The sequence below is a fragment of the Solibaculum mannosilyticum genome (assembly GCF_015140235.1).
Lineage (GTDB): Bacteria > Bacillota > Clostridia > Oscillospirales > Acutalibacteraceae > Solibaculum > Solibaculum mannosilyticum.
The window spans coordinates 839,434-851,670 of the sequence record NZ_AP023321.1 but is presented as its reverse complement, the minus strand read 5'-3'; the positions used below and the strand labels follow the sequence as shown (position 1 = coordinate 851,670).

At 50.0% G+C, this 12,237-nt stretch carries 12 protein-coding genes; 4 read left to right on the top strand and 8 right to left on the bottom strand.

The genetic code is table 11. The annotated features are described in order from the left end of the window. Positions 1-293: 293 nt before the first annotated feature. Both C12CBH8_RS04030 and C12CBH8_RS04025 read right to left on the bottom strand, forming a co-directional pair. The gene (locus tag C12CBH8_RS04030) at positions 294-1,655 is read right to left on the bottom strand and encodes an MATE family efflux transporter (RefSeq protein ID WP_090266518.1); all 1,362 of its coding nucleotides are present in this window, start codon (positions 1,653-1,655) and stop codon (positions 294-296) included. A gap of 229 nt (positions 1,656-1,884) precedes the next feature. Continuing rightward, positions 1,885-2,598: a patatin-like phospholipase domain-containing protein gene (locus C12CBH8_RS04025; RefSeq protein WP_215533597.1), complete on the bottom strand. Its 714-nt coding sequence runs from the start codon at positions 2,596-2,598 to the stop codon at positions 1,885-1,887. A 260-nt stretch (positions 2,599-2,858) separates the two neighbouring features. Between C12CBH8_RS04025 and metG the strand changes: the two genes are divergently transcribed. The 4 genes from metG to C12CBH8_RS04005 all read left to right on the top strand — a co-directional run bounded on the left by metG (position 2,859) and on the right by C12CBH8_RS04005 (position 7,023). After that, positions 2,859-4,835, top strand: coding sequence for a methionine--tRNA ligase (gene metG / locus C12CBH8_RS04020; RefSeq protein WP_215533596.1), 1,977 nt, complete (start codon positions 2,859-2,861; stop codon positions 4,833-4,835). Between the two features lie 10 nt (positions 4,836-4,845). Next, positions 4,846-5,631, top strand: coding sequence for a TatD family hydrolase (locus C12CBH8_RS04015; RefSeq protein ID WP_090266803.1), 786 nt, complete (start codon positions 4,846-4,848; stop codon positions 5,629-5,631). Beyond that, positions 5,628-6,236: a TatD family nuclease-associated radical SAM protein gene (locus C12CBH8_RS04010; protein ID WP_099323427.1), complete on the top strand. Its 609-nt coding sequence runs from the start codon at positions 5,628-5,630 to the stop codon at positions 6,234-6,236. The genes C12CBH8_RS04015 and C12CBH8_RS04010 overlap by 4 nt, the downstream gene beginning before the upstream one ends. A 73-nt stretch (positions 6,237-6,309) precedes the next feature. Then, a complete protein-coding gene (locus tag C12CBH8_RS04005; protein WP_090266525.1) occupies positions 6,310-7,023 on the top strand; it encodes a hypothetical protein in 714 nt (237 codons plus the stop codon). 236 nt (positions 7,024-7,259) lie between these two features. Here the strand turns inward: C12CBH8_RS04005 and C12CBH8_RS04000 are convergent, their stop codons facing one another. The 6 genes from C12CBH8_RS04000 to ispD all read right to left on the bottom strand — a co-directional run bounded on the left by C12CBH8_RS04000 (position 7,260) and on the right by ispD (position 12,195). Continuing rightward, positions 7,260-8,573: a CdaR family protein gene (locus C12CBH8_RS04000; protein WP_215533595.1), complete on the bottom strand. Its 1,314-nt coding sequence runs from the start codon at positions 8,571-8,573 to the stop codon at positions 7,260-7,262. Further along, complete coding sequence (gene cdaA / locus C12CBH8_RS03995; RefSeq protein WP_099323429.1) at positions 8,570-9,463, bottom strand: diadenylate cyclase CdaA; 894 nt, start codon at positions 9,461-9,463, stop codon at positions 8,570-8,572. The genes C12CBH8_RS04000 and cdaA overlap by 4 nt, the downstream gene beginning before the upstream one ends. Before the next feature lie 92 nt (positions 9,464-9,555). Further along, the gene (locus C12CBH8_RS03990; RefSeq protein ID WP_215533594.1) at positions 9,556-10,701 is read right to left on the bottom strand and encodes an aminotransferase class V-fold PLP-dependent enzyme; all 1,146 of its coding nucleotides are present in this window, start codon (positions 10,699-10,701) and stop codon (positions 9,556-9,558) included. After that, entirely contained in the window at positions 10,698-10,919 is a 222-nt protein-coding gene (locus C12CBH8_RS03985; RefSeq protein ID WP_281389223.1) for a putative Se/S carrier protein, read from the bottom strand. The genes C12CBH8_RS03990 and C12CBH8_RS03985 overlap by 4 nt, the downstream gene beginning before the upstream one ends. Before the next feature lie 80 nt (positions 10,920-10,999). After that, positions 11,000-11,476, bottom strand: coding sequence for a 2-C-methyl-D-erythritol 2,4-cyclodiphosphate synthase (ispF, locus tag C12CBH8_RS03980; protein ID WP_215533592.1), 477 nt, complete (start codon positions 11,474-11,476; stop codon positions 11,000-11,002). After that, positions 11,476-12,195, bottom strand: coding sequence for a 2-C-methyl-D-erythritol 4-phosphate cytidylyltransferase (ispD, locus tag C12CBH8_RS03975; RefSeq protein WP_215533591.1), 720 nt, complete (start codon positions 12,193-12,195; stop codon positions 11,476-11,478). The genes ispF and ispD overlap by 1 nt, the downstream gene beginning before the upstream one ends. Positions 12,196-12,237: the final 42 nt, after the last annotated feature.

The following is a 12,237-nucleotide window of genomic DNA, read 5'->3' as shown; positions in this document are numbered from 1 at the left end:
AAAAAGAAGTCAACCAAAAAGAAGTGATTTTATAGTTTATTTTTTTAATTTTTCATTCTATAAATTCTATATTCAATGTAAAAACTACAATTTTTTGTCATTTAATATCGCTTACAACACATATCTTGACTTATTGTCAGGAATATCCGCACTGTATTTATGCATTTTACCGTAAAAATAGAGTTCTTTAAAAATAAGAATCCATTTTATTGATTCTTAACATAAAACATCCATAAAAAATACGGGCCATACAATAAAATGTATCGCCCGTATTTTTGGAATTTCATTTGACTTTATTCTATCTCAGCCAACAAGACTCTTTTTCTTGACTTCTTCTCCAGATGGATAAACATCCCCAAACACAAGACAATCTGTACAAGACTTGATGCGGGCGTCCCCAAACCGATCTGGAACAATGTGGCCCCCGCCATACGGCTCACCATATAGACAATGGGAATCCTCACAAAAAATGCCCCGATGATACCCTGTATCATCACAAACAACGTCTTTTCACAGCCGTTGTAGTAACCTGTAAAGCAGAATAGGAATGGAGTCAGCATACAATCAATGGCATAGGCTTTCAGATAACTGTGGGAAGCTGCAATGACATCCAAATCCTTTGCAAAGATCGACGATAAAAGATCCCCATGGAAAAATGTGATATAAAACATGACGAGTCCGACTGCAAAAGCTGTTATGACGCCGTACCACAGCGCTTTCTTGGCTCTTGCCGGATTACCGGCCCCCATGTTTTGCGCCACAAAGGCGGACATGGACTGCATATAGGCAGACGGCACCAGCATAATAAAGACGCATACCTTTTCCCCTACGCCTATTCCGGCAGAAGCCACTACGCCAAAGGAATTGACCACCGTCTGAATCACCAGAAATGAGATGCCTACGAGGAGTTCCTGAAGCGCCACAGGAGCTCCTAACCTCAGTTCCGTACCGACGATGGACTTGGTAAACCGGACGTAACGTTTCGAAAAATGAAACGGCAGCGTTTTCCTGCGGATGATGACAAAGGAAACGACTACGCTTATCGCCTGGGCCGCTACGGTGGCAAGCGCCGCCCCGGCAGTCCCCATATGAAAGACCGCTACAAGCAATAAGTCCCCTCCGATGTTGATCACACAGGCAATCATTACGGTGATCAACGGGGTTTTGGAGTCACCGATCCCGCGGAAGATCGCGCCTAACACGTTATAGGCGACGATAAACAGCGATCCGCCTCCGCATATTCTGATGTACGTCACCGTCTCTGAAAACGCTTCATCCGGTGCATGCAGGAGCTTTGCCAGAATTTCCGCCCCACATGTCATAAAAAGCGTCAGCAATACGGCAAATACTGCAAACAGACAAATTCCACTTCCTATCGCTCGTCCGGCCTCTTCCGGATCCCTTTTGCCGATTCTTTCCCCCACTAGGATGGTAATCCCCATCGACAAGCCAGTGATAATCATGGTCACCGTCGACAAAAGCATACTCCCGGTGGCCACGCCGGATACATCCGTTGTATTAGCAAATTGGCCTACCACCAGCAGGTCGACGCCTCCATAGAGAGCTTGCAGAAATAACGTAAAAAATACAGGAACGGCAAAACGAATAAGAGATCCTAAAATTTTGCCTTCCGTCAGATTGTGTGTTTTACCCATCGTGTTTTCCCTCCGTTTTTTTCATAATAAAAAGCCGGATAAGGTGCGGATCTTTCAATCCGTGCCTTATCCGGCTCATCATTTCCTCTGAATGATTTGCCCTCCGAGCAAGCACTATACATTATAAATAGGTGGCCTTTTCTTGTCAAGCCGTTATTTACGAAATTTTAATCCTTTTGTTTTGACTATGTCGTATACCGGGCAGCTCCCCTAGCTGGTACTCTACGTACTATGTACAGGCCGGGGCAAAGAATGCCCAGTCGTAAACTTCCATCTGTCGGGAAATGACGGCTTGATATCCGGCTTTCTTCCAATCCTCAGCACACCTTGCCTCATTAGGAGATACCAGGATTTCCAGCACATTGCTTCGTTTTGCATCCATCGGCTGATTGGAAGCATCCGGATCCAACGCTCGAACTGTCAAAACCCGTTCGACGCCCATCTGCATCAGCGGCCACGTGAGACGTGCGGATAACTCCCGCAGGTCCGACTGTCTTTTTCCTCTTCCCCGCAGGCCCTTGTATAAGAGCTCCGCTAAATCCGCATCGGGAGAAACCGACAGTTCCGGGCAATCCATTGCAGGAAGAGGGGCGGCGATGTATGACTTTTTCCCTCCCCCCGCCGTCTGCACCACCGCACAAGGTATCTTTAATCCCTGGATGTCCAAAGCCTCACACCGGTCCAGCTGCTGCCTCAGTGTGCGGTATCCCCGGCGGAGCGTCCGAAACCTCGGATTTTTCTGCATAAGACGATGGGCCGTGTCCAGACAAGCCTTACAATCGTCCTCTTGTTTTTTCGTACAATATAACACGGCCGGTAACGCCGCCGACCCACATCCCGACAGCGCATCCAACGGTATCCCCAGTTCTTGCAGCGCCGTCAGCACCCCGACGGCTGCCGCTCCTGCGATGCCGTCCCCCGACAGAGCGACACCTCTTTTCAACCGATCCCCTTCTTTCCATTTGGGGTTTTGGGGATGTCTCCATCCTTATTACAATCATACGGCAGAACCTCGGATTGTGTGATTGTTTGTCGAAAAGTTTTCTTATGAGAATCTGTGGGAAAGCCAAGGGTACAGTCCTTGGGAATCGTATTGAAATTCAAGGCAAACATGGTATAATAGAAGTATATATGGTGTTTTTCAGACGAAAGCTGAGAAAACCTTGCCTGATTTTCAGGCAATTTTATAGAGGAGGACACATCATGAAAAAAGACACCTTTTACATCACTACCCCCATTTATTACCCGTCCGACAAGCTGCACATTGGGCATGCTTACTGCACCGTGGCCGCCGATGCCATGGCCCGGTACAAACGAATGCAGGGGTATGACGTGATGTTCCTCACCGGCACCGATGAGCACGGCCAGAAAATCGAACAAAAAGCCCAGGCAAAGGGCGTCACCCCCAAGCAATATGTGGACGATATTGTGGCCGGTATCAAGGAGCTGTGGCGGCTTTTCAACATCTCAAACGACAGGTTTATCCGCACCACCGACGATTATCATGAACAAGCTGTTCAAAAAATCTTCCGTACCCTTTATGAAAAGGGCGATATCTATAAATCCCATTACGAGGGCTGGTACTGTACCCCGTGTGAATCCTTCTGGACCGAGACCCAGCTTAAAGACGGCAAATGTCCGGATTGCGGCCGGGAAGTGGTGCGTTCGGAAGAAGAGGCGTATTTCTTCCGTCTCTCCAAGTACGCCGACCGGTTGGTGCAGTATTACAAGGATCACCCCGGCTTTATCGAGCCTAAATCCCGTGAAAATGAGATGATCAACAACTTTATCAAGCCGGGATTGGAGGATCTGTGTGTCTCCCGCACCTCCTTCAGCTGGGGCGTGCCGGTGGACTTTGATCCTAAGCATGTGGTATATGTGTGGATCGATGCCCTTTCCAACTACATCACCGCCATGGGATACGGTTCGGACGACGATTCCCTGTATCAGAAATATTGGCCGGCCAACATCCATCTGGTGGGCAAAGAGATCGTCCGGTTCCATACCATCATCTGGCCGGCAATCCTGATGGCCTTGGGGCTTCCCCTCCCGAAAAAGGTCTTCGGTCACGGTTGGCTGGTCATCGGCGGCGGCAAAATGTCCAAATCCAAAGGAAACGTAGTAGATCCTGTGGTATTGTGCAACCGCTACGGCGTGGATGCCATCCGTTACTTCCTGCTGCGCGAGATCCCCTTCGGCATGGATGGTAATTTTACAAACGAAGCCCTGGTCTCCCGCATCAATGCCGACTTGGCAAACGATCTGGGCAACCTTGTCTCCCGGACCTGCGGCATGGCCGACCGTTACTTTGGCGGTACCCTCCCTGCCGACCGGGAAGAAGATGCATTGGACGACGAACTCAAGTCCTTAGCATTGGAAACCCGCAAAAATGTAGAGAATTTCATGGATCAGATGCAGTTCTCCAACGCTCTGAATGAAATTTGGAAGCTCATCTCCCGCACCAATAAATACATCGACGAGACCATGCCTTGGGCCTTGGCCAAAGACGAAGCTAAAAAAGCTCGGTTGGCTACCGTCCTTTACAACCTGGCTGAATGCATCCGCATTGCGGCTATCCTCATCACTCCCTTTATGCCCAGCACTTCTCCCAAAATCTTGGCCACATTGGGCCTGGGCGAAAAGGATCTTTGCTGGGATAAAGCTGGTCAGTGGGGGTTGCTGCCTGCTCAAACCACCTTCCATAAGGGTGAAAACCTCTTCCCGCGTATCGATATGGCCAAAGAGATCGCCGAGCTGGAGGCTTTAACCGGTGTCCATACCGGCAGTGATGCAAAAGCAGAGGTGGCTCCTAAAGCGGAGAAAAAACAAAAAGAGACATCCAAGACCGCTCCTGATGGTATCATTTCTATTGACGATTTTGCAAAAGTCCAGCTGCGTGCCGCTAAGATCATCAGCTGTGAACCTGTTCCTAAGTCGGATAAACTTTTAAAGCTGCAATTGGACGACGGTATGGGTGGACGTCAGGTGGTATCCGGCATCGCCCAATGGTATACTCCCGACCAGATGGTCGGCAAAACAGTGGCGGTGGTAGCCAATCTGAAACCGGCCAAATTGCGCGGCGTGGTCAGCGAAGGAATGATCTTGGCCGCTACAGTGGGTGACAGCGCCCACGTCTTATTCCTGGATGACGACGTCCCTGCCGGCTCTGAAATCCGATAAAGGTGCTTTTATGATACAGGGTATTTTTGATTCTCATTCTCATTACGACGACGATGCCTTTGACATCGATCGAGATGAACTGTTGTGTTCTCTTCCCGCCAAAGGCGTAAAGGGCGTTATCACCGCCGGGTCTGATTTGGATACCTCTAAAAAATGCTTGGATTTGGCTTTCCGGTATCCCTTTGTGTTTGCCGCTGTGGGCGTTCATCCTCACGAAGTGGCTGAGGCTCCGGAGGATTATCTCAAGCAGGTGAAAAAACTGGCAGGGCTGCCGAAGGTGGTATCCATCGGAGAAATCGGCCTCGATTATCACTATGACTTCTCCCCCCGTCCGCTGCAACAGGAGCGGTTTGCCCAGCAGTTGGAGCTCGCTCGTGAGCTGGATTTACCTGTCATTATCCACGACCGGGAGGCCCATGCAGACACATTAGAGCTTTTAAAAAAATATCGTCCCAAAGGGGTGGTACATTGCTTCTCGGGCAGTGTGGAGCTGATGCAGGAAACGGTAAAGCTGGGTATGTACATCGGGTTAGGTGGTGCTGTAACCTTCAAAAATGCGCGGCATCCAGTGAATGTCGCGCGGGAGGTCCCCATAGACCGTCTCTTGTTGGAGACCGATTGCCCTTATATGGCCCCGGTCCCCTACCGCGGCAAACGATGTGATTCTTCCATGATCGCAACTACAGCCAATCGTATTGCGGAAATTCGTCAGTGCGACGTTCAGGAGTTGGTCAACATCGCCTGTCAAAACACATTGCAGCTTTTTAACATCCCAAAGGAGGCTCTTATGGCATGACCATTTCTTATATCTTTGAAGGTTCTCTTTACATCAATATGACAAACCGCTGCACCAATCGATGTGACTTCTGCGTGCGTACCAACACCGATGCCTTGGGCGACGCCGATTCCCTCTGGCTGGAACGGGAACCCACTGTGGAAGAGGTCATCGCCGATCTCTCAACGAGGGATTTGTCCCAATTCCCGGAGATCGTCTTTTGCGGATATGGGGAGCCGACTTGCCGGTTGGATGACGTCATCGCTGTATGCGATTGGCTTCATGCGCATTGTGATGTCCCGATCCGTATCAATACAAACGGCTTGTCTGACTTGGAGTATGGTTGTGATACAGTCGAAAAACTCAAAGGTCATGTGGATGCTTTGTCCATCAGCCTCAATTGTTCCACCCCGGAGGAATACGACCGCATCTGCCATTCTCAGTTTGGGCTGGACGCCCATTCAGCTATGCTGGATTTTGCCGCCCGGGCTGCTAAAGTCATCCCATCGGTAACCTTGACTGTTGTGGATACCATCCCCGCTGAGGAGATCGAAGCCTGCCGTAAATTGGCTCAGAAGGCTGGTACAAAATTCCGCGTGCGCAGTTATATTGGCAAAGGCCAGTAATCCTTCTTGTGTTCTTTCATCGCATCTGTTATACTGGAGATAGTGTGTATCCTACCATAAGGAGCTGTTAACCGTGAATGAAAACGTAACGATAAAAACAGTGGCCTTCGGCGGCTTTGATCGGGATGAAGTGCTGCAATATATCGATCATCTCAATCAGAGTGCTTTGGCTACTCAGCAGGATCTCAATCAGCAGATCCAGGATTTGACTCAGTCCCGCCAGGAACTGAGCGATAAAGTCGCCACCTTCGAACAGCGTATCTCTGATCTGGAGGAGCAATTGGAGTCGGAACGAGATGCGAGAGAACAGCTTCTCCAAGAGCATCGTTCTTTGGAGCGGGAACTAAAATCGGTTCGCGCGGATAAAGAACAAAGCGCCCGTTCTCTGGCCTTAGAACAGGAGAAAAATCGACAGTTGGTCAATCGGATGTCTACCTTGGAAAGCAATGCCTCCAAATACGACGAGGCTTGTGCCCAAGTGGGCGCTGCTTTGTTGGATGCACATCAGGATGCCCAACGTATCCGAGAAAAAGCCCGTCAGGAAGCTGCCGCTTTTACGGATGGAGCTGTTCAGACCGCTCAGTCGGTGATGGATGGGGTTCATTCTTTGCGGAGTAATTTAGACGCTGTTCGGGATCGCATCCGCAGCATTACCGCTGAGTTTGAAACCCAGCTGGGAAATATCTATCAGTGTCTGGAGGATGCGGCCACCCAGGCCGAAACCTTTCGCCAGAACTTACAATCATCCTCTTCCAGCGACCAAGATATTCCCTCTTTCCCCGTCTAAAGAACACGTCCTTTCATCGGAGTCTTGGGCTGAAGAAAAAAGAAAAATAGAGTCAATAGCTTCGACGGAATCATCTGTTCCCCCTTATCGGCTTGTTCCAGATGATTTCATGTTAAATGTTCCTTTCTGGCGGCCTTTGCGTAAACTCCATCGATGGTTCCAAAAACATAAATAAAAAAAGACCAGCCTCATTTTGAATGAGACTGGTCTTTTTTTATTTCACTATAACGCCCTGTTTAAGAAAAAGTCAACATAGCGGGAGAATCACTGATAACCCAACATCCGCCTATTCCATCCACTTCGATCCAACTGATATTCTGTTGCATCTGCCCTGGCGACGGATCCTGACCTTTTAGATCTACTACGCCTACAATGGAATCGCTGCCCTGGATGCGATTGACCACTTCTCTCGGTCCGATAATTCGCACTCCTGTGACCTCTTGTTCTGCAAAAGATGCTGTGACACCTTCCGGTGTATTGGCCGCCATGAAGTTATGGATGGTAACCGTCTTTTCCACCATATTTGATACATCAATATCCACTGTGACGCTGGTAAAAATAGTATCGTCATAATTGGTAAAATCGGAGGAAAGGAAATCTTCTAGGTCAAAGTCGAACTCATGGTTTTTCTTTGTAATCTTTCTAAAATCAATGATCCCTACTGCAATTTCCTGCAGGGCATCGATATCAGCTGGAGCCCCGCCCACTAATATAGTATTGGCGGGTTGAATGGTATAACTGAGCTGAGACGATTCATAATAGGACGGCACATTGCTGAATTTAACCGTCAATGGCACCGACTTCTGTTTGATTACGCTGACCGTCACCTGTGTTTGTGTAATATCCGGTTCCAAACCCTCGATTTCATTTCCCTGGGAATCCAACACACGGATTCTCGCATCAATGGGTGCGGTTTCTTGCAGATCGGTGACTTCATCACAATATGCTTCCACCTTTTCCACCTGGTTGATAAGCGTCTCTGTCCCACTGACAGTGACTTCTCTATCGGCCGCCGGCAGAATCATATTGTTTTTTGCATATCCTTCAGCCGCCTTGACACGGGAGGTATTGGGCTCAACAGTAAATGTCTTAGTAACCACGCGGTCAAACTGAACGTACATCTCTAAAGGCTCATAGGAAAACACTGTGACCCCGTCTGGCGCTCTTACCGTACAAGTTAAGGGATACGTCCCTGGATTTTCCACATACTCAGCGCTGGCTGTTACTTTAATATCGCTCTTATTTACCTTTGCTACATCCAGACGGCCTCCTGTCAGCACCACCTTGTCCAATTTCAGCTCTTGGTGATCCACCACCTGAATGCCCCGTTCAATTTGTTCCTCGGTTAGGGATACCGATACTTCCACATCGTAAAAGGTTGTGGTCGTATTGGGAGAAACCACAAATACTACACCGATCCATAGACAGATGGAGGCGATAATGGAAAAGAAAAACACAAAACGATTGTTATAAAACAATTTGCCTAGATTGAGCTTATGGAAAAAGCGGCGGACCTTTCGGATCGCCGACTGAATCTGTGTCATCTTCATTTGGATCTCCCCTTCCAGAAGGGCGATTTTTCAGATGTCCCATCCCCGACCACATCGTGAATCAGACGCTTTTGCAACGTCTCTTTCAGCACATCGATGGATACGTCCCGCATCAAAAAGCCCTTGTATGCGATGGAGATGGCGGTGGTCTCCTCTGAAACCACCACCACTACTGCATCGGAATTTTCACTCATACCTAGGGCAGCTCGGTGCCGGGTGCCCAATTCACTGCTGATCTCACTGTTTTGCGACAGGGGTAAAATACATCCCGCAGCGCACACATATCCGTCCCGGATAATCATAGCGCCGTCGTGGAGAGGGGCTTTGACAAAAAAGATATTGCCGATCAGTTCTGGACTTGCCTCGGCGTTGATAACCGTGCCGGTTTTGACGATGTCCACCAGTTTGATATCCCGTTCAAAAACGATGAGCGCTCCCATGCGCTGGCCCTGGAGAACCTTCACAGACTTGCATACCGCATCAATGGTCCTCTGGACGCGCTGCATAACGTCCTCCTCGCTGAGAACGCCTCCCACACCCAAAATCTTGATCTTATTGAGCCGGGTTCGACCTAACTGCTCCAGTGCACGGCGGATCTCCGGCTGGAAAATGACAATCAAGCCGAACACCAGTACCTTTGACAGGTTATCCAAAATAAAGGTAAGGGTCTGTAATTTCAGATAAAAGGCCAACACATAGCAAACGCCCAGGATCAGCATTCCTTTGACCAAGGTACCTGCCCGGGTTTCGCGCACGATCTTTATTACATTATAAATAATAACGGCCACGATGGCGATGTCCAGGATACTGGATAAAATACCGATATCGCCGCCGATGGCATGAAAAAGCGCTTCAAAAAAGCTGCCGATTGATTGAAAAAATTCCGCCATTTAAACGCTTCCTTCACCGGTCAAAAATCTCCGGATGGATTAATATTTTCTATTCTTATTGTATCATACTTCCTATGGCTTGCAAAGTAATTTCATAATTTGTTTATGATTTTTAGGGTACTATTTATTACCTCATCTACCTCATCCTGGGTTGTGAAAATAGACGGACAAAGGCGCATGGTCCCTTGCTCCAAGGTTCCGAAGGCCCGGTGCGCACAGGGGGCACAATGCAGTCCCGGACGCAGGGCTACTTCGGCTTCATCGTAGTAACGAGCGGCTTCGGTGCTGGGCAGATCCCCTAAATTGAAGCTGACTACCGGCAGGATGTGAATACCGTCGGGACGGGGTGTATAAAATTGTACCTCTTTCTGATCGCATATTGCGTCGTAAAAGCGCTGCATGAGTTCGGTTTCGTGCTGTAAGATGCCGTCCATCCCCTGTTCTTCGACAAACTGGATACCGGCATGCAATGCCACAATGCCTGGGGTGTTTACGGTACCGCTTTCCAACCGGTCGGGCATATAGAGGGGCTGTGTCAGCTCCACCGAACGGCTGCCGGTCCCTCCTTCCAACAAGGTGTCCAGCTTCTCCCCACAGTCGGTGACCAGCATACCCGTACCCATGGGGCCGTAAAGCCCTTTGTGGCCGGGGATACATAGAAAGTCAATGCCCATCTCCTGCATATGGATGGGCAGAATACCTGCCGTCTGAGCGGCGTCCACCAAAAAAAACAGCCCGCGTTTTTTAGCCAGTTCCCCCAACCGTTCTATGGGAAGGCGCACGCCAAATACATTAGAGGCGTGCATGGAGGCGATCATTTTGGTGTTGGGCCGGATGGCCTCTTCAAAATTCCGGATGGTCTGGTCATCGTCCCCGGGCTCCACTTTCGCGGCTGTATAAGAAATCCCTTTACGGCGTAATGCTTCCAATGGACGCATCATGGCATTATGTTCCAGATTGGAGGTCACCACATGATCCCCCGGCTTTAAGATCCCTTTGAGGGCCAGGTTCACGGCATGGGTGCAGTTGATGGTAAAAGCCACATCGTCCGGCGAAGGAGCACCAAAAAAGGACGCCGCTTCCCGGCGGCATTCATAGATGGCCTCCGCGGTGTCCATGGACATTTGATGTCCGCTTCGTCCTGGATTGGCCCCAAATTCCTCCAAAGCCTTTGTCATGGCTTTTAAAACACAGGGCGGTTTTGGCCAGGTCGTGGCCGCGTTGTCTAGATAAATCACGTGTCGCTCTCCCCCATATGCCGTCCGGTTACCCGGATTTTTGCACTGCGCAAAATCTGTTCGGCCCGGTCGATGTCCTCTGGATAAACCTCTATACTGTAGCTGCATCCGGAGGGATCGATGGTCCTAGGGGTGCGCTTGACATAGGCCCGAATTCCCATTTGTCTCAATAAATCCCGGCCTTGGAAGGCGTGCGTGATCGAATATATGATAAGCATTGGCAGTTCCATTTGCAATCACCTCGTTTTTTATATCAGTATATGCACAGGTGATTCCAAATGACCAATTTCCTCTCTCCTTAGTTCATCCCCTCTACCAGACAGACGGCGTGAGCGGCTATGGCTTCTCCACGTCCGGTAAAGCCCAGGCCCTCCTCCGTGGTGGCTTTGATGTTGACCTGATCGGCTTCCACACCGCAGATCTTTGCCACATTGTCCCGCATCTGCTGGATATAGGGCCGCATTTTGGGACGCTGGGCCACAATGGTGGCGTCTATATTGCCTACCCGATACTTTCTCTCGCGAAGCAATTGTACCACATGCTCCAGCAGCAGAGAACTGTCGGCATCCTTAAACCGGGCGTCGGTATCCGGAAAATGAAGTCCAATATCCCCCAGTCCCACGGAGCCCAGCAAGGCGTCGGCTATGGCATGCAACAGCACATCGGCATCCGAATGCCCCAACAGTCCCTTCTCATAAGGGATCTCAACCCCTCCCACGATCAGTGGCCGTCCTTCTACCAGACGATGTACGTCATATCCATGTCCAATACGCATTACAAATCCCCTTCCTGCTGACGTCTTAACAGCAATGCCTCTGCAATCGGCAGATCTTCCGGCGTGGTGATCTTGATGTTTTCATAGCTGCCCTCGTACATGTGCACCGGAATGCCGCCCATGCGTTCCACCAACTGGCAATCGTCGGTAAAATCCTCACGGGCTTCCTGGGCCGCATCCATAGCCCTTTGATACAATCTCTTTTCAAATACCTGGGGGGTATGAACCATCCATAAATGGCTGCGGTCCGGGGTATATTCGATAACACCGGCGTCCGACACTTGCTTGAGCGTGTCCTTGACCCGCACACCCGTGGCAGCCGCCCGATGTTCCAGCGCACAAGCCACCACATCCCCGATCACCTGGACGCTTACCAGCGGACGGGCGCCGTCGTGAATGGCCAGATGGGTAGTCTCCGGACGGGCATTCTGTACTCCCATAGCCACCGATTGCTGACGGGTAGCGCCTCCCCGCACCACTTGACTTACCTTCTCAAATCCAAAAGAACGGATGATATCGTAAATGTCCAGCAGATCCTCTTCCCGGGCCACTACCACCACGTCGTCAATGCATCCGGCCGCTTCAAAGGCTGAGAGCGTCCGGCCAATGACTGGCATCCCGGCGATGGGGAGCAGTTGCTTGGAAACCTCTCCTCCCATACGGGTGGAACCTCCTGCCGCCACCACGATGGCTGTTACAAAAGGAAATGTTTCTTTCATGTGATAGATCCTCCCTCTTTTTTGGGAATCGTCCTTTTCTAT